13 protein-coding genes and 3 pseudogenes are annotated in these 17,346 nt (G+C 59.1%); 8 read left to right on the top strand and 8 right to left on the bottom strand.

Going from position 1 to position 17,346, the window contains the following annotated elements; translation table 11 throughout:
- Nucleotides 1-69: 69 nt before the first annotated feature.
- The 4 genes from P0D89_RS44870 to P0D89_RS44855 all read right to left on the bottom strand — a co-directional run bounded on the left by P0D89_RS44870 (nt 70) and on the right by P0D89_RS44855 (nt 3,652).
- Nucleotides 70-258 (bottom strand): hypothetical protein, encoded by a 189-nt coding sequence (locus tag P0D89_RS44870; RefSeq protein WP_408366407.1) that lies wholly within the window; start codon nt 256-258, stop codon nt 70-72.
- A gap of 315 nt (nt 259-573) precedes the next feature.
- A complete protein-coding gene (locus P0D89_RS44865; RefSeq protein WP_408366405.1) occupies nt 574-1,701 on the bottom strand; it encodes a VIT1/CCC1 transporter family protein in 1,128 nt (375 codons plus the stop codon).
- 178 nt (nt 1,702-1,879) lie between these two features.
- Nucleotides 1,880-3,385, bottom strand: coding sequence for a carbohydrate porin (locus tag P0D89_RS44860; RefSeq protein WP_408366403.1), 1,506 nt, complete (start codon nt 3,383-3,385; stop codon nt 1,880-1,882).
- Between the two features lie 93 nt (nt 3,386-3,478).
- Nucleotides 3,479-3,652 (bottom strand): hypothetical protein, encoded by a 174-nt coding sequence (locus P0D89_RS44855; RefSeq protein WP_408366401.1) that lies wholly within the window; start codon nt 3,650-3,652, stop codon nt 3,479-3,481.
- A gap of 1,282 nt (nt 3,653-4,934) precedes the next feature.
- Here P0D89_RS44855 and P0D89_RS44850 point away from each other — a divergent pair.
- The 3 genes and pseudogenes from P0D89_RS44850 to P0D89_RS44840 form a co-directional block, all read left to right on the top strand.
- Nucleotides 4,935-5,075, top strand: a complete 141-nt coding sequence (locus tag P0D89_RS44850) for a hypothetical protein (protein WP_408366399.1) — start codon at nt 4,935-4,937, stop codon at nt 5,073-5,075.
- Nucleotides 5,076-5,193: 118 nt separating this feature from the next.
- The gene (locus P0D89_RS44845; protein WP_408366397.1) at nt 5,194-6,852 is read left to right on the top strand and encodes an NRAMP family divalent metal transporter; all 1,659 of its coding nucleotides are present in this window, start codon (nt 5,194-5,196) and stop codon (nt 6,850-6,852) included.
- 403 nt (nt 6,853-7,255) lie between these two features.
- A pseudogene (locus P0D89_RS44840) lies at nt 7,256-8,404 on the top strand (methyl-accepting chemotaxis protein); the annotation flags it as partial.
- A 262-nt stretch (nt 8,405-8,666) separates the two neighbouring features.
- Here the strand turns inward: P0D89_RS44840 and P0D89_RS44835 are convergent.
- Complete coding sequence (locus P0D89_RS44835; protein ID WP_408378637.1) at nt 8,667-9,647, bottom strand: LysR family transcriptional regulator; 981 nt, start codon at nt 9,645-9,647, stop codon at nt 8,667-8,669.
- A 121-nt stretch (nt 9,648-9,768) separates the two neighbouring features.
- On the opposite strand from P0D89_RS44835, the gene P0D89_RS44830 reads away from it, so the two are divergent.
- The 4 genes from P0D89_RS44830 (at nt 9,769) to P0D89_RS44815 (ending at nt 14,266) form a co-directional block, all read left to right on the top strand.
- The gene (locus P0D89_RS44830) at nt 9,769-10,620 is read left to right on the top strand and encodes an aldo/keto reductase (RefSeq protein WP_408366391.1); all 852 of its coding nucleotides are present in this window, start codon (nt 9,769-9,771) and stop codon (nt 10,618-10,620) included.
- 1,071 nt (nt 10,621-11,691) lie between these two features.
- Nucleotides 11,692-11,985 carry a hypothetical protein gene (locus P0D89_RS44825; RefSeq protein ID WP_408366389.1) on the top strand — a complete coding sequence of 98 codons (294 nt, stop codon included), beginning with the start codon at nt 11,692-11,694 and terminating at the stop codon, nt 11,983-11,985.
- 1,151 nt (nt 11,986-13,136) lie between these two features.
- A complete protein-coding gene (locus P0D89_RS44820) occupies nt 13,137-13,547 on the top strand; it encodes a CidA/LrgA family protein (protein ID WP_408366387.1) in 411 nt (136 codons plus the stop codon).
- A gap of 2 nt (nt 13,548-13,549) precedes the next feature.
- Nucleotides 13,550-14,266, top strand: a complete 717-nt coding sequence (locus P0D89_RS44815; protein WP_408366385.1) for an LrgB family protein — start codon at nt 13,550-13,552, stop codon at nt 14,264-14,266.
- A gap of 23 nt (nt 14,267-14,289) precedes the next feature.
- Here P0D89_RS44815 and P0D89_RS44810 read toward each other — a convergent pair whose 3' ends face one another.
- Entirely contained in the window at nt 14,290-14,706 is a 417-nt protein-coding gene (locus P0D89_RS44810) for a hypothetical protein (RefSeq protein ID WP_408366383.1), read from the bottom strand.
- Between the two features lie 303 nt (nt 14,707-15,009).
- On the opposite strand from P0D89_RS44810, the gene P0D89_RS44805 reads away from it, so the two are divergent.
- Nucleotides 15,010-15,690: a response regulator transcription factor gene (locus tag P0D89_RS44805; RefSeq protein ID WP_408366381.1), complete on the top strand. Its 681-nt coding sequence runs from the start codon at nt 15,010-15,012 to the stop codon at nt 15,688-15,690.
- 43 nt (nt 15,691-15,733) lie between these two features.
- On the opposite strand, the pseudogene P0D89_RS44800 reads toward P0D89_RS44805, so the two are convergent.
- Nucleotides 15,734-15,985, bottom strand: a pseudogene (locus tag P0D89_RS44800) (response regulator); the annotation flags it as partial.
- Between the two features lie 218 nt (nt 15,986-16,203).
- Nucleotides 16,204-17,318: pseudogene (locus tag P0D89_RS44795) on the bottom strand (IS30 family transposase).
- Between the last annotated feature and the right edge of the window lie 28 nt (nt 17,319-17,346).

Raw genomic sequence — 17,346 nt, 5'->3', positions numbered from 1 at the left:
AGATTAACCTCTGAAGGACCCCGTGGTTTTCAGAGATGCAAACTGGAAGGCCTGCGGGTCGCGCGTTGGTCAGGCGCCTTCATCAATCAGTTCAGGGTGCAACTGGATATACAGGATCGCCAGCCAGCGCCCTGGGAAGGTACGCTCAATCTGCATGATGTGAGGTGGACTGCCTTCCAGCACCACGTGGTGTTGCGCGACGCCTTTATCGAACGCCTTGCGCACGCCCACCAGAATCCATCGGTGCGCCAGCAACACCGTTGCCCCCGCCAGACACAACGAAAGCGGTTGGCGACATGTCGCCCACGGTCAACCCTGCGGCAATGGAAATTACCCATTCGCACATCTCCGTCATGCATCCGGCCACCAGCAGGACAGTCAGTTGCGCCTTGAGTTTCAGACGGGGAGCCGCTTTCATGTCCACCTTCGCTAACGCTCTTCCGAAATCCATGCATGTGCAGGCTCAAGTTTGGCGTCGGGTCCAGCACATCAGAGCCCTAGCGTGGGAGTGCACAGTGTAATCAGGGCGACTGACTCGCTAATCCCGAAGCAGCGCCTCCGGGTAGACAGGCACTACGAGACAGACACGCCCAGGAGCCGGCCAACGCCGAACGTGAAAGCGGCGGCGACAAGTCCAATGGCAACCTGGCGCGATGCGGAGAATGCCGCGCTTCGTCCGTTAAACAATGACGTGAAGACTCCGATCGATGCGAGCGCAAGCGCGCTCAGAACGATACACTGCACAATAGCGTGGAATCCTTGCGTCCATAAGAACGGCATCGCCGGGAAAATGGCACCGACCGAGAACAGGCAGAAGGAGACGCCAGCAGCCGACCACGGATTCCCGCCCAGCTCCGCCGGGTCCAGTCCAAGCTCCTCCCGTGTCAACGTATCAAGGGCCTTGTCCTTGTCGCGCATCATCTGCGATGCCACGCGCTTCGCCTCATCGGCTTCGAGCCCCTTCGCACGATAAATCAGCGCCAACTCGTGCTCTTCGGCCTCGGGCGAAGTCTCGAGTTCGTCGGCTTCTTTAGCAATCTGGGTGCTAGCCAACTCCCGCGCGTTGGTCACCGAAAGCCATTCACCCAGCGCCATTGAGCACGCTCCGGCTATCAGCCCGGCCAGCCCTGTCAGCAGGATTGCCTTGTTGCCCGTTCCCGCACCCGCCACGCCCATAATCAGACAGAAGTTGGAGACGAGGCCATCGTTCGCGCCGAGTACTGCTGCGCGCAGGTCGTTCCCCGACGACACCCCCTTGTGCCATGACTCCGCTGCGGCGATGCGCGCGCCTTGCGACATGTCCGGGTCGCCGCCATGAGCCAGCGTCTGGACCACTGCGGCGTGGTGATGCTCGTCGGCCGACATGCGCCCCGCATCCGGTTGCCCGTGATATTTGTTCCGGTCCGCGTACTCCGCCGCAGCAAGCGTGGGCAATACGAAACCCGCGCCGAACAAGCGGACCAGTGTCTTCATCAGGCGTGTCTTGACGGCCTGCCCGGTTCCCTTCGGGCGGACCCCGTTGGCTCTCAGCTTTTCCGCCCACACCTGCGCATGGTCACGCTCTGATTTGGCCAGGTCGCCGTAGACCTGCTTGCGGATTTCATCCTCCTCGACCTTTGCAAGCGTCTCGTATAGCGCAGCACTATGAAGTTCATCAGAGAGGTTTGCCCTGAAACGCTTGATTTCGTGTTTCGATGCCATCGTGAAGTACTTGCCTATTTTTGTTCGCCACTACGTAGCGTAATTGATTCAGGAAACCTGAATCACAAAGCCCCTAAAACGCGGCCTAACCGAGAACGTCAACGGTTCTCATACCGATTTGGGTCCGCGCGCCGACACACCGTCTCGCAGACACCGGCGCAGGCCCCTGTTGAACTGGTCAGAACACGATGTTGGTACGCACACCCAGCACCACTTCATTGCCCACACGCTGCGACGGGTTCTCCGGATTCGGAATACCGCCCGCCGGCCGGAACGCGTACTGGAAGTCGGCTTGCAACTGCCACCAGGGCGTGACCTGATACTGGTACGTCGCCTCGATGATGGTTTCAGCGCTGCGCACCGGATACCCCGGCGTGGTGAAAGCGGCCGTGTCGCTGTCGAGTCCGCGTGCATGCGAGCCAATCTTCGCGTAGCCCACGGCCAGGCCGACAACGTCGTTGTCGCGCCCCTTGAAAGGAGCTTTCAATGTCACACCTGCGTTCACGCCCAGGTCGACCAGATTCCGGTCGCCGGGTGCACCCATGATTCTGGCGAAGACTCCGACCGATTGCGGGCTGTCCGCGCTCGGGCGCCAGACCATCTGGTCGGCAACGGCGTAGAAACTGTAATCGCCGCTATGGCTTTGTGGGATGCCTGTGCTTGCGGGATTCGCCAGCGACAGGCCGGTGTTGTCGAATTGCTGGTCCGCAAAACGCTGGGTGTTGTACCAGAACCCAAGCTTATATGTGCCGGGCAGCCCCGTTGGTCGCGCGTCCGACAAATTCGCTGACGATTGGTTTATCGCGTACCGCACCTCACCGATGAACAGCGTGCCGTTGCCCCGATTGAAATTCGTGCCGTGGCTGTTCTGTTTCTGCGGGTCTCCAGCGCCGCTGCCCTCCGGATTTCCGTCAAAGACGCCGGCCAGTAAGGTCCACGGGTCTGATGGCTTCGCGCGTACGCGCACACCCAAGGACGAGAGTGGATAGGCCGGGCCGCCCGCCGGCATGTCGACCGACGGCAGCACGGGCCATCCGAATGTCGCGTTCATGAACGGAGTCGCGTACTGGCTCACCATGAACTCCTGGTCGAGACTCTGCCGCCCAACCTTCACATCCACCTTCCCGCCGACCAGCGATTGCTGATACCAGAGCTCCCACAGTCGCGTCGCGTCGGCGGCTTCGACGCCGCTCGCACTCTGCAGAGTCAGCAGGTTGCGTTGACTCAGACTACTGCCGTGAATCTGCAGCGCTGACACGTTGAAGGTGCCGCCCGGCAGCCCCACCGCTTTTTCCGTATCAACGACCAGGCCGAACAGGGTCAGCCCATCGTAGGCGCCACCACGCTTCACCCCGCCGGACAGGTTGTTCAGATATTCGCTGGTTTCCTGGAGGCTCACCGTTACGCCATAGTTGCCGAGCCAGGGACGTATTCCTCCCATGTCGCCGAACAGGTTAGAGCGGTCCCAGAACCCGGTCGGTGCGGGCGGCGTTTGGTCTACGGCCGACGCATTGTTCGTTCCGGCCAGGGACGATGACGGTGCACCTTGAGCCAGCGTTGCAGGAGGCGCCGCTTCACCGCTGGCCTGAGCGAGAGCAGGCGGCACGACACCGAGAGACAGCAGCAAGGTGAGGCTGATGGGTCCACCAGACGTCAGAAGCCTGGTCTTCATGTTTTTCTTCATGACAGATGGAGCCGAGGTAATCAGGTGGAAGAATCGGTTCGTTTTATGGATGCGTCACGTGTGGAGTGATCGAACCTGGAACCCAGTCCCCGTTCAGGAAAACCACCAGCTCAGTCGTAACGCACGGCCCAGTTCGTTACCAACGGACGAGGTGGACAGCATCATGACCATCGCGACGGCGGCGACCGTCATCGACAGAATCGCGTAGCCGGTCGGCGTTAATGGACCGCCCACATAGGCAGCCCGCGGCGCTGCACGCGCGACCATCTTTCCGACGTAGCGCAGCGGGTTGACTGCGGACCTGCAAGTGCTACCGGCGTGCCGGAGTGCACAGCCATTTGCGGCAGTCGCCCGGTCCGCGGCCGGCGCTACAGGAAAATGGGTTCGGGCCGCACATGCGGCAATCCGCACTGCCCAGTTCTCCCGGACGTGCACCGACAGTGCCCGGGAAGCAGAGGGCATCGGGCGTGGCACCTGCACCGCGCCACCGAAAAACGCAACAATAGCTTTAACGAACATAAGCCCACTCCCGTCCAGCCCGACGAAGCCGGCCGACGTATGAAGACGTGACTGCATCTCGCAAACGCGGATTTGCGAAAGGCGGTCAAACAGAGGGAGCGTGCTGCTGACAGACCGGCAGAAGCCAGTCAGTGGTGAAGCGCGCCAACCCGACCAGAGCGAGTTAGCGGCGAAGCAGTGGTCCTGCGGCGGCTATCTCGCGGTTATGTCGCCGGCACAGGCCGGCATCGGACTTCCACTACTAGAGCATGCGTCCACGAGGGACTCCTTTTGATGCGACGGGCGGATTGTATTCGGCATGCATGTAAAACGACAAGCAAAAAAAGCACAAAAGACATCGCACTGCGAATCCTCTGACGAAGTCAGCGGACAAATGATCCGGTTTCACATTCGCAGCCGCATCTGCGCCCTTCATCACCTTTCTTGCCTGTCATTCTGAAAGACGCGAGCGCGCTCTGGTGTTGGTCACGCATCCTGACGTGGGGTTTAAAAATTATATTGGCTCTGCTTACCGATTGATGTTGACTTCAAATTCTCGGACCACTTAAAATTTAAAGGTCTTCACAAACGGGGCTGATGCCTTGGACACCTGCAGTAGTCAACTTTCGAACAGTTTCGCTGCCTGACCGGCAGGACGTCCGCGCTCTCCTTTCCCAGCCGCCGTCTTGCCAGCAGGCAGACGGTGCGCGCCGTAGTCACTCTCTCCGTGCACCTTGATAGCGCCATATAGACGCAGCGATTGCGCGCGTCCGTGTGGTACCGCGTCGCGATGCGTCAGCTCGCGGCTGCGTCCGTTCGCGCCCTCCCGAATCACTGGCGGCGCAGTGGACGCGTGGATAAACGCGTGCCTAGCAATCGCCGATAAGGAGCCGCCATGCCGGACAGTGACAGTTATCCCTTATGCCACTCACCTTTACCTTTGCCTGAGGAAAGCGAGTAGACGTTCGTCGATGCGACGCATAGTGCGCCCGACCTCCATGTCTGCTGGCTTTCCGCGAACCGCGTCAAGCCAGACGCCCGGAGAAACATCATGAGCTTCGCCCTCCTCCTGCCACAACTGCCGCACGTCCAGGAATCACGCGTCCACTACGACGCCATGCTCGCGCTGCACGCCCGCGAACCGCACGGGTTCGCAGCGCTCTGGCAGCGTCTGAAGATCCTCATTTCGTAACTTCGCGCGCTCTTTTCCGCCATACGCAAGCGACGCAGCCACTCGGCGACACACGCCCTTACGTATGCCGGAGGTGCGCATTTTCCTTTCAATAACGACAATCAGGGAAGAAAGCAAAATGTCTACTCCAGCGAATGTCTCACCGCCACGCAGCGCCGTGCTTGATGACGCCCACCTCGGGGACATCAAGGGTGCTCTGGGCACCATCGCCCACCACGACACTGCCCCGCGCACCAACTGGTGGGCCCGCTTCCGTACACTGCTGGCCATCCTGGGCCCAGGCCTTATCGTGATGGTTGGCGACAACGATGCAGGCGCCTTCGGGACCTACACGCAGGCGGGGCAGAACTACGGGACCACATTGCTGTGGACCATGCTGCTGCTGGTACCCGTCCTCTTCGTCAACCAGGAAATGGTGCTGCGACTGGGCGCGGTGACCGGCGTCGGCCACGCGCGCCTCATCTTCGAACGCTTCGGCAAATTCTGGGGTGCGTTCAGCGTCGTCGATTTGTTCATTCTCAATGCGCTCACCATCGTGACCGAGTTCATCGGCATCACGTTCGTCCTCGACTTCTTCGGCGTCTCCAAGATTGCCGGCGTATGCATTGCGGCGGCGCTGACAATGGCTGCGGTCAGCACGGGAAATTTCCGGCGATTCGAACGCTTCGCCGTGGTGCTGTGCGTGCTGAGTCTGTTACTGGTGCCGGTGCTGGTGTCGATTCACCCGCCGGTTGGCCAGATGACGCGCGACTTGCTGATTCCCGGCTGGCCCGCACACTCGAAACTCAGCGACGTGATGCTGCTCGTCATCGCCATCGTCGGCACCACCGTCGCGCCGTGGCAACTGTTTTTCCAGCAAAGCTACATCATCGATAAACGCATCACACCGCGCTTCATGAAGTATGAGAAAGCCGACTTGTCGATTGGCATTGTGTTCGTGATGATTGGTGCGGTAGCGATGATTTCGTTCTGCGCTGCGCTGTATGCAGGCAAGCCCGAGTTCGGCAATTTCACGGACGCGGGTGGCGTCATCGCTGGCCTGGAAAAATATGCGGGCCGCACGCCGGCCGTCCTCTTCGCCGTGGCACTCCTTGATGCGTGCATCATCGGTGCTGCGGCAGTGTCGCTGTCGACCGCGTATGCCATCGGCGACGTGTTCAGGATTCGTCACTCGTTGCATCGCCCCGTGTCGGACGCGAAGGGTTTCTATCTGGTGTACTTTGGCATCATCGCAGCCGCAGCAGCTCTGGTACTGATTCCAGGTAGCCCACTCGGTCTGCTGACTGAAGCGGTACAGACGCTCGCGGGCGTATTGCTTCCCAGCGCAACGGTCTTTTTGCTGCTGCTGTGCAACGACAAGGTCGTCCTCGGTCCATGGGTCAACTCAAACAAACTCAACCTGTTCACGGGTGCGGTGGTCTGGGTGCTCGTGATGCTGTCCATCATCCTGACTGCGTCGGTGATGTACCCGGACATCGCTGGCGAAACGATTCTCGAGGTGCTCGCTGGCGGCACACTGCTGGCCATCGTCGGCTTTGCAGCAACACTCGCGGCTCGCAAGCTGCGCCGCGAACCAGCGGATGACTCAACCGACGATGCTGCCCGAGCGTATTCGAAAGACGCGCGGGCAACCTGGCGCATGCCCCCGCTGGACCAACTGCCGGCGCCGAAGCTGACGTTGTCCAAACGCATCTGGATGGGTGTGCTACGCGGCTATCTCATCGTGGCAGTCTGCCTGGTTATCGTGAAAGTCGTGCAGATGACCCTCCTGAGTTAAGCGAATATCGCGTCGCCCGCCCTCAGCCAACCGGATTGGCGGCGGGCGACGTGCGCAGGATGGCGCTATGAACGTCCGGGTCGCCTTCCCAGAGACTTGTGCGCCTGGCATACTGCGTTCCTCGCAAAGGCTCGCATTCGCAATTCTGGACGAACAACTGTCCGTAGCGTCCCTGGACGACATCTCGAAGGCAGAGACAGGCATTGCTGAACGTCTTCGGAGTCGAACGCAAACTGCCCGTAGTCGGGGCGATGTGACGTCCAGACAGGAAACAGAGGTTGCGGCTCATGTCACCTTCGTTGAACGGCACAGACCGCGCCTCGCAACCTGGAGTTACGAGACCGCACCCTCCGTTTGGTGACGAATTCCTCAATGGTTTTCTTGCGCCAACTGATTGCCTCCTCTGCTTCAGGCTAATAACCTTTCAGAGGCTCAATGGGTTGTCACGCAAACCATCGAGCCAACCGCTGCAGCCGTGAAGTCCGAGGGGGCAAAGTTGCGCGAGCCCCAGCTTTCAGAAGCGCAGGAAGAATACAACGGCGCGATGCGTACGAGCCGGCTCGTGCAATGGGTCGTTGCTGGCTCCATTGCAGCCGGCGTGGCGATGGTCGCATTGCTGTGTGCGTCATTGGCGCGGATGCTTTTCCAGCAACTGGGAAGCGAGCCGGCAGTTGCGGCCAGCGTCGCCCATCGTGTTTCTGAAGGTGATTTATCCGTTGCGGTTCCGCTTAAAGACGGCGACGCGCGCAGCGTAATGTATGCAATGAATCTGATGCGCTCGAGGCTGGCTTCGATGATTGGCGACATCCAGTGGTCGACCAACACCATCGCAATTACGACATCCGGCATTGGTGCAGGCAATACAGCACTTTCCAGCCGGACTGAGGAGCAAGCTGCAAGTATCGAACAAACCTCCGCGAGCATGGAACAACTCGCTTCGACGGTTAAGGCAAACGCCGACCACGCGCAACAGGCTCGCGAGCTTGCTAGCATCGCCTCAGACAAGGCGCGCGAAGGTGACCGCGCTGCCGCCGATGCAGTCCGCCAGATGCAGAGTCTTGCCCAGCGTTCCGCCCCGATTAGGGAAATCATTTCAGTCATCGAAGGCATTTCGTTCCAGACCAATCTGCTCGCACTGAATGCAGCTGTGGAAGCGGCACGCGCGGGAGCTCAAGGCCGTGGATTTGCGGTTGTGGCTCAGGAAGTAAGGGGACTGGCGGAACGCAGCTCAACGGCCGCGAAAGAGATTGCCGTCTTGATTAAAGACGTCACGGCAGAGGTGGATTCAAGCGGCACGGCAGTGAAAGTTGCAGGAGAAACCATTGTCGAGCTTCTAGGCTCTGTGACGGGGGTGTCCGAGCTGGTCGATGCCATCGCAAATGCCTCTCGCGAACAAAGCGCTGGTATCGACCAAATCAACGCTGCGGTTTCGCTAATGGACCGCATGACTCAACAGAACTCGGCACTCGTTCAGGACGGTGTAAGTGCTGCAACAGCGCTGGAAGCCAAAACTCAACAATTGCGCGAGGCAGCTGAGACGTTCCGCACCTAAGTCTTCAACTGATTGACTCTAGTGGATTGCGGCTTCCGACTCAAAGGCGGCAAGAACCAGAACGCGCGCCTCGAGCTAAGTGAGGAGTGAGCCCGCGGCGGATTTAGCGCCCAGCGAGACGTATCGAGCCTTGCGGCAAAACGAGTCACTCCGAATCGGAGCGTGAAGTCTTGCGCACGAACTGGGCAACTGCGTCTCGTCGAAGTGGTGAGTGTCGCAAGAGACTGGACTTCGTGCGCCGCATTGATATCAATCGTGATGCTCACCGCGAGGTGCTCGCCTTAGTTTTTGCGCTGCCGGCGTTCCCCCGGGGGCTTATCTGACGGTGCGTAACGGGTGCGGCTGCCGATAATGACTCGAGGCAGAAATTGATGAACGCCTCAACTTTTGCAGCTCGATGGCGTCGGGAGGGAAAGAGCGCGTACAGCGGAAATCTTTCGTCCGACCAGTCCGGGAAGAGGTCCACAAGCAAGCCCTCACGCATTACCTGCTCGACGCCAATCTCCATCACCTGGGCGATGCCAGCGCCGGCGATACACGCGCCGAGCATGGTTTCCACGTCCGACACGAGGAGGCGCCCCTCTGCCGGTATCTCCGTGACCTTCTTACCCCGATGGAATTCCCACTCGAAGGGCTTCGCCGTCACCGGGTTATAAAACATGATTCGCTGATGTTTGCTCACCTCCTCCGGTTTTCCTGGCTGCCCGTGCTCAGCCACATACCGGGGAGATGCGACCGTAATGATGCGCGTCTCGAGTAGCTTGCGCCCAATCAGGGTTCCCATTGGCGGGGGTCCAAAACGCACCGCGAGGTCAAATCCATCTGCCACGAGGTCGCCAACGTCGTCGCGCATGATGAGTTCGAGCGAGAGGTCAGGATGGTGTGCCAGAAAATCTGGCAATCGTGACGCCAGCACCGTCCTTGAAAAGAACGGGTCGACGTTAACACGAAGCTTTCCCTGCACAACGTTCGCTGAACCCGACGCCGCCGAAGCCGCCTCTTCGATGCCTGTCAGATGCGGGCCAACTGCGTCATATAGACGTCTCCCTTCGTCGGTCAGCGTCTGCGAGCGCGTCGTACGGTCAAGCAGCCGCACGCCTACCCGATTCTCGAGGCGTGAAACAGCGCGGCTAACGCCCGATGGCGACAATCCGAGAGCGTCTGCTGCTCGCACGAAACTGCCACTCTCCGCGACTGCGGCGAGTACGGTGATGCCAGAAAACAGCCGGCCATCAAATGTCATCCCCTCTCCGAGGCTCGTGTCATTCCGATAGTTTAGTCACGAGTGATTTGAACAGCACGTACTTTATTCAACAATCAAAAAATGCGAAATTGTCCTCCTGAACTCTGCGGCGGTTCGCGCTGTGGACCAGAACCAGCTTGGGAGAGCATCAATGGAAGTTTTGAAGACACAGGGCATTGACCTGCCGCGCCTCGGATTCGGCACGTACCGTATGCCGGGTGGAGATTGTCAGCCGGTAGTCGAAAGTGCACTGGAGCTCGGATATCGACACATCGACACCGCCGAGATGTACCAGAACGAGGAAGCCGTAGGCGCCGCAATTGCTGCCTCGGGTCTTGCGCGCAAACAATTGCATCTGACGACTAAGGTATGGCACGAGAACCTCAAGCCGGAGTCCCTCCGTCGCGCACTGGACGCCAGCCTCGGCAAGCTCGGTGTCGACTATGTCGACCTGTACATGGTGCATTGGCCGTCGCGTGACATGGACCTCGGCGTCGTCATGGAGACAATGCAAGGCTTTCTGCAGAACGGCACGGTTCGCTCAATCGGTGTGTGCAATTTCAACGTGACGATGCTGCGAACCGCCATCGAGGAAATCGGCGCACCCATCGCCTGCCACCAGATTGAGTATCACGCCTTTCTGGACCAGTCGAAAATGCTGAGCTACTTGCGCGAGAAAGGCATTCCACTCGTCGCCTATGCCCCGCTTGCACAAGGCCGTGCAGCAAACGACCCCGTACTTCAGGGAATCGGTGTCAAGCATGGCGTGACCGCTGCCCAGGTTGCCCTTGCGTGGCTGCTGGAACAGGACGGGGTCGCCGTTATTCCCAAGGCTCAACGCCGCGAAAGTCAAAAATCCAATCTCGACGCGCTGACGGTGAAACTCGACGATGATGACCGGCACGCCATTGCGGTGTTGCCGAAGGACCACCGCTTCGTCACTCCGCCGTTCGCGCCGGAATGGGACGCGTAACCATTGTCTTTCGCCGTGAGTAGTGCTTCGCTGGTCGTCGCCACAGCGCTAGCGCGCAATCGACGATGATTCATCGACATCCGCTCAACAGGACTTCAGACCTCTCATGAACGGCCGTCGATGACAGCAATCAACTTCAAATCACGCGAAACACCCGGCATCTACGACGCCGTGTATCTGATTCAAAACGTGAGGCCGGGAACGCGTCGGTGCTGCCGATAACGTCGATGCGCCTGCAAGACCCTCGAAGCAACTGCTTCGAGGGTTGAAATAGATATCGGCTTGCCTCGCCCGGTCGGACGTGAAGCAACGCCGCGCGATGTGGCATTACGTCACGGTTCGTATTCAATTGACAGAACGTCGGTCGCCGCCCAGCCGTTGACGCACCGAGCAAAGACGTGGCGATTCCACGGACCTTCCAACTTGCAAGACCCATACATTTGAAGCGCTGTGTGACGCCTCGATTGCTTCGCTCCCTGGAAACGGGCGATTTTGTTTACCGCCCCGGCCGTGGTTACAAGGGCGTAACTGTTTTTTAAGCCTGTCTTAACTCTTGCACGCCATCGTTGCCAGGACTCATATCCAAAGTTTCTGTTCTGCCGCCAGCGCATGAGCAGCGTCTTTGCCCGGCACTAGCGCTACGGCGACGGCACCGAAATAGCTTCGAAAGGAAATTCAACTCACCATGTCTATCAAAACGCGAACCCGAACGCACACCCGACAGGCCACTCGCAGCAAGCATTCTTTCGATGGTTTCGGCTGCCGCAACCACTCCCGTTGCTCTCCGCACCCGCGACGTGTCTCGCCCTCAGCTTCGGGAGAGATTCGTGCGTAAGTTAATTGCGTTGCTCGCCGTGGCAGCGAGCCTGGGTGGTTGCGCCGTCGCACCAGGATATGGAGATGCACAGCCATACGGAGAAGCGCAGCCATACAATTCGGTCTACGGCTATCCTTTCTACGGGCCGGGGTACGGAACCTGCAGTATTTGGGGCGATTGCGGCACCTGGGCCGGCTGGTACGGCTATCACTGGTACGGATACCGTTGGCACGGCGGATGGCACGGCGGATGGCATGGCGGGCACGGTGGATGGCATGGTGGACATGGAGGTGGAGGCGGACATGGCGGCGGAGGCGGGCATGGCGGCCGCTGAAACGTTCCCCTGGTCGGGCTCCACACGGCCGCTCATATTTCGCTTTGAATCAGAATCATCCAGCGCCAAGCACGCGCAACACGGCATTTCCTTCCGCTGTAAGTGCGAACCTGGCTTCACCTTGTTCCGATTCAACCAGTTGGACCAGCCCGACTTCGCGAAGCGCCACTACGTCCGGCGTCGCAGCCATCACCTCGACAGGCGCATTAAGTAGCAGCAAGAGCGTCGCGATTTCATGTGCAGTCAGCATCCGACGCAGCCTGAGTCTAAAGGGTGCCGGCGCTCCGTCAGGGCGCCTCGGTTTCACAACCAGAGCCATACCTACCTACTTTGTATTACGAGTCCAAGTTACGCAGTCCGCCCGAGCGGTCCGATACTACCCACGCAATCGTAGGCGACCAAAAAAACCGACGGGTGAAGCTGCAGGCATTTCTCCTGTAACGGTTTGTTAGCCGCGCGGCGAGTCACTCGCAATTCCAAATCACAGGTCGGTCTACGGCGGCTCTGTCAGGGCGAGCAACCGGGGTCTGTCGGTTGCCTACGCCGTTGCTTCGAAGGGTGCGTCCCAGGGTCGCAGTCACAACATCGGCTTCGAGCTCTCCGGTCAGGTCAAATCCTTCACGACGAAAGCAGCAGCACCTTCACCCGGATGTGGCGGCTGTCATTTTTGGCCCCTTGAGCGCTTATTGCCAGCAGATGCATCAGCAGGTGTGTCTGCCGCGGTAAGCATCGCGCGCCAATAAGGCAGGCTCCGGTAGAACGGTTTGCCGCGTGGTCGTACATTGAATTTCGCTCGCCCTTGCTCCGGTCGAACCCAAAGCAGCCATTGACAGCAGCAATGCCAAATGTCGTCTCAGATGCATCGCGCCTCCTTGAAGGTGATTGCCGTGATTAAACCGCGGTCACTTGTAAGCGAACTCGAAATTTGTGCCAGACGTACTGAAGGAGCACTTGCCGGCTTGGCCGCATCAGTTCGCGCGTGAAGCAGCTACTTGAATGTCTTTCGCGAGATGCGCGGACTTCCTTCGTCCATCAGCGTAGACAACGGGCCGAAATTCGCGGGCAACGTGAGGGACACGTGGGCGTACGACGCCGGTGTCACGCTATCGTTCTTCACACGCTTTTGGCATTCAGCTATCCCTCTTCTGCAAAACTGATTTGCCGCAAGGAGCGTTCTGCATAAGCGGCTACTCACCTACCATCTTTCCAGTCTATCGAGGTTAGGATGCCTCACGGATAGAACGCGAGCCCTACGTTCCATCGACGTAGCAAACCAACGCTTCCGGTGAAGAACAGCATAAGTGGCCACCGCGGCCACACACCTCATCATGCGGCTTTCGCCGGGAATTTATCCGCAAAACCGCCATGCCGTTCGCAATAGTCATCCTTATTGGTGCCCAACTGATTGGAGAGGTACTCAGACGACTTCTCCACCTGCCCCTACCGGGTCCGGTCGTTGGCATGTTCATACTCGCGCTTGCGCTTATCGGTCCCGCAAAGCAGTGGCTCGCGAAGACTCAGACAGGCCCCTCGATGCTCGAGAAAAGTTCCTCGACGCTGGTTTCGAACATGGGTCTGCTCTTTGTGCCTGCGGGCGTCGGAATCATGGCGGAGCTCAGCGTGCTGCGGCGGGCGTGGCTGCCAATCGTGGCTGGAGTCTTTATTTCGACGATTTTGGGCCTCATCGTGACCGGCGTGGTCATGCATCGAGTGATGCGACGCGCGGAGCGGTCTTCAGCCACTACGCAGTTCGATAGCCACCGCAAGGAAACGTAACGATGTTCACGACAATCTGGACGCCTCTAGCCCCGACTCCGCTATTGTGGCTAACGCTGACCGTCGCAGCATTCGCTGTCGGGCAAGCTGTACAGCGGCTGTGCCGCAAGTCGCCAATTGCTAATCCTGTGCTTATAGCGATTGTGCTCATAGTCGCGGTGTTGCGGATAACGGGAACACCGTACAGCGAATACTTCGCTGGAGCGCAGTTCATCAACTTTCTTCTCGGACCCGCTACGGTCGCCCTAGCCGTGCCTCTTGCGCTCAACGCCGAGCACATTCGACGAAGCTGGCGTGGGCTTGGCTTAGCTCTTCTGGCCGGGTCTATCACATCGACGGTCAGCGGTGTCGTCATCGTCTGGCTGCTCGATGGCGGCAGAGACATCGCGTTGTCCATGGCTCCCAAAGCGGTAACTACGCCGATTGCGATGGCCGTTTCACAGGAAGTTGGTGGTGTACCAGCGCTCACCGCCGCGTTGGCCATCGCCGGCGGTATCGTTGCGGCTGTGATTGGGCAAACTGTTCTTCGTTGGTTCCGCATCGACGATTGGCGCTCACATGGTCTAGCTGCCGGGGTAGCGGGAAGCGGCATCGCTGCGGCGCAGGTGGCGCCCCTCAATGGTCTCGCGGCTGCGTTTGCTGCCATTGGCATTGGCCTTAACGGGCTTATCACGGCCCTTGTCGTTCCGCTTCTGGCCATTGTTTGGCCCGCATTCTGAAGCCGGTTCAGGCCAAGCCCGCTTTAGCCCTCTAGTGAAAACGGTGAGCCGCCAGTGTTTTCCTCGAACCACTGAAACGCGTCTTCAACGCTGATAAAGTTGACCCGCTCGCGCACGGCCTTGAGCGTTCTGACTTGCTCCTTAATGTCGGGAGGTGGGCTGCCATACGCATTGAGTACTGCTTTTCCCGCAAGTACCCGTTCCAGTCTTACGTTCTCCAGCGCGAGCGTAACCTTAAAAAAGCCGCGCGAGATACTGTTGTTTGTAAGGCTGTCGTCCGCGACGATGACTTGTACCGAGGTATCTGAGTCGACAGCATCACCCCACAGGGTCGCGGTATCGGTCAAATCTGTGCCGATAAGTTCGCTAGCACGGGAATAGCCGTCATGCACGCTGATGACGGTTTTGTGAATCGGGTCGATGAGGAACGATACATCCACAAGCGTCTCTCCGTCAGGCCAGAGGCTATGCGGACCATGATACACGCTGAGGCTGAGCGCGAACGGCCGCGAAAGGGTCGGCCATTCTTCAGTAGTCGTCGGGGCGGAGCACAGACTGGGAAACGGTGCTCGTTCCTCGATTCGTCAGCGGATGGCTCTGGCTCGTAGGTAATTTCGATGGGTTGCCGGTAATTCTGTTGAAAGGTACCGTGGTGTTTGCGGCGCTGTCCGGCGATGGCGGAGTACCCACTCCGCTGTTATGCGATGTGATGCGATCCCGTTCCGGCTTTGCGAGGTACCCAGATGACTGCTGGTCCGACCCACCGAGTAAGGACTGAAACCGCAGGAAACGACGGTCCGGTCGTCTATGTCGTCGATGACGACAAGGGAATCCGGCAGGCTCTCGACCTGCTTATGCGCTCTGTAGGCTTGCGTGTCGAAACGTTCGAGTCCCCGGACGAATTTCTGCGGTCTCCTCACTCCGCAGGGCCGAGTTGCCTCATCCTCGACGTACGGCTCCGCGGGAAAAGCGACATGGCTTTTCACCAGGAAATCATCAATAGCGGCATACGTATCCCCGTTGTCTTCATGACCGGTCATGGAGACATCGAGATGGGGGTGAAGGCAATGAAGGCTGGCGCGCTGGACTTCCTTGCCAAGCCGTTCAAGGACCAGGACATGCTCGACGCAGTGGCTCAGGCCCTGGCGCGGGACAGCGAGCGGCTCGCGGCCGAGGCCGCATTAGCCGGCTTGCGCGCCTCGTACCAATCCCTGTCACCACGCGAGAAAGAGGTGATGGCCTTTGTGCTGTCCGGCCTGCTGAACAAGCAGATTGCCTCTGAGATGGACCTGAGCGAAATCACGGTCAAAGTTCACCGTGGTCAGGTGATGCGCAAGATGAACGCGCGCTCCGTGCCAGACCTGGTTCGCAAGGCCGAATCGCTTGGTATCCAGCCCCGCCTGCCCCACGACGGTCATCATTGAGCGCCGTCGTGCGTTAGCACTTCTGCACAGCGTCGATGATTCGCTAGGGATTTCCGAGAGCAACCGAGATCCAGTGAGTCAGTGCAGTGGCCTGGTAAGGCTTCTGGAGCAACACCAGTGCGCCGTTACTCGCCGCTTTTGCCTGCAATGCCGGCGTCGGATATGCACTGATAAAGATGGTGGCCGGGGCATGTCCCTGGGCACGAAGGCGCTCATGCATCTCGATACCCGACATCCCGGGCATGCGGATGTCGGAAATCAGGCAGGAGGTATGGGCGGCCTGCCCGGATGCAAGAAATTCTTCGGCCTTTCGTTCCGATCATTCTGCCTCCAGCGATGTGTGCAATGAGTTCCGTCCCTCGATAGAACGGACGCAACGCTCGTATGCGTTCAGTTGTTGCCGGAAAGACACAGGACTCGTGCATCTGCATTACGCAGTCGTAGCGGCAGGATGTCCTGGCGGATTCAACCGGTGGATGCAATAGTTTGCTGGAATCGTTCGGCGGGCGTTTCTTAGTCCAGTGTCTTTCGCGGACGCTCATTCAATCGTCTTGCCACAGCGGTAAGTTTGGCCTGTGAATACACTGACAGGTCGGTGCCCTTCGGGAAATACTGACGCTCAATAGTCCATTCGTGTTCTCATTCGACCCATGCTGCCACGGATGTTGTGGGTCGCAGAAGTAGACAGCGATGTCAGTGGCGACGGTGAAGCGTTTGTGCCCAGCCATCTCCGTTCCCCGATCCCATGTCAGCGATTTGTAGAGCTCCTGCGGCAATTTGCTGGCATGTTTGATGAGCGCATTGATGACCGTTTCGCTATCCTTGCTGGCTATCTTAACCAGCATGACGTAGCGCGTCTGACGCTCGACGAGGGTTGCGATCTGGCTGCTGCCACTACCGCACAGCAGATCACCTTCCCAGTGGCCCGGTACGGCCCGGTCTTCAACGGTCGCAGGGCGTTCGCTGATCGATACCGTGTCGCGAATCCTGCCGTGATCGTCAGTCTTCTGCGTGTGGTGGCGCGAACGACGCTTGGCGCGGGTGCGCCGCAAGTGTTCCAGCAATTCCTTCTTCAAGGCGCCACGGGCCTGGATGAAGAGACTGCGATAGATGGTCTCGTGGGACACGTGGTAGTCCTCGTTGTCTGGGTACACGTGCCTGAGCCATCCGGCAATCTGCTGCGGTGACCACTCCAGCTGGAGCTTGGCCGCCACGATGTGCGCCAGCGTTCGCTTCTCGACCAGTTTACAGGCTTTGGGGCGACACGCCCGGTCCCAGGCAAGCTGATCGGCGTGGCTTGCCCGGTAGCCATCTGGTCCGCTGTTACGCTTGATCTCCCGGCATATCGTGGAGGGCGCTCGATCCACTCGCATGGCGATCGACTGGATCGAGTCGTCAGCCACAAGCGCCCGCGATATCTCTTCGCGCTCAGCCAGCGTCAACGCCAATCTCGATCGATGCCTCTGTGGTGGTTGGATCCCGCCTGTCTCAGCCAGAATCCCTTGTACTGACCAGTGGTTCCGGTCAAAAAGCTGGGCGATCTTCTGGAGAGATTCTCCCTTCCGCTAACGTTCCCACATCAGCGCTTTCTGCTTCTCGCTGTAATAATTCCGGCGTCGCTGTTTCATCTGCAACACTCCCACTGCTTGCGCAGTC

This window comes from Paraburkholderia sp. RL18-085-BIA-A (assembly GCF_046027075.1).
Classification (GTDB): Bacteria; Pseudomonadota; Gammaproteobacteria; order Burkholderiales; family Burkholderiaceae; genus Paraburkholderia.
This window is presented reverse-complemented; position numbering and strand designations above follow the sequence as displayed.

Bases quoted from the DNA above. Each gene is read 5' to 3' on its own strand.
- P0D89_RS44865 (WP_408366405.1), bottom strand. From the start codon at position 1,701: ATGGCATCGAAACACGAAATCAAGCGTTTCAGGGCAAACCTCTCTGAT.
- P0D89_RS44860 (WP_408366403.1), bottom strand. From the start codon at position 3,385: ATGAAGAAAAACATGAAGACCAGGCTTCTGACGTCTGGTGGACCCATC.
- P0D89_RS44855 (WP_408366401.1), bottom strand. From the start codon at position 3,652: ATGGTCGCGCGTGCAGCGCCGCGGGCTGCCTATGTGGGCGGTCCATTA.
- P0D89_RS44850 (WP_408366399.1), top strand. From the start codon at position 4,935: ATGAGCTTCGCCCTCCTCCTGCCACAACTGCCGCACGTCCAGGAATCA.
- P0D89_RS44845 (WP_408366397.1), top strand. From the start codon at position 5,194: ATGTCTACTCCAGCGAATGTCTCACCGCCACGCAGCGCCGTGCTTGAT.
- P0D89_RS44835 (WP_408378637.1), bottom strand. From the start codon at position 9,647: ATGACATTTGATGGCCGGCTGTTTTCTGGCATCACCGTACTCGCCGCA.
- P0D89_RS44825 (WP_408366389.1), top strand. From the start codon at position 11,692: ATGGCGGGCACGGTGGATGGCATGGTGGACATGGAGGTGGAGGCGGAC.
- P0D89_RS44820 (WP_408366387.1), top strand. From the start codon at position 13,137: ATGCCGTTCGCAATAGTCATCCTTATTGGTGCCCAACTGATTGGAGAG.
- P0D89_RS44815 (WP_408366385.1), top strand. From the start codon at position 13,550: ATGTTCACGACAATCTGGACGCCTCTAGCCCCGACTCCGCTATTGTGG.
- P0D89_RS44805 (WP_408366381.1), top strand. From the start codon at position 15,010: ATGACTGCTGGTCCGACCCACCGAGTAAGGACTGAAACCGCAGGAAAC.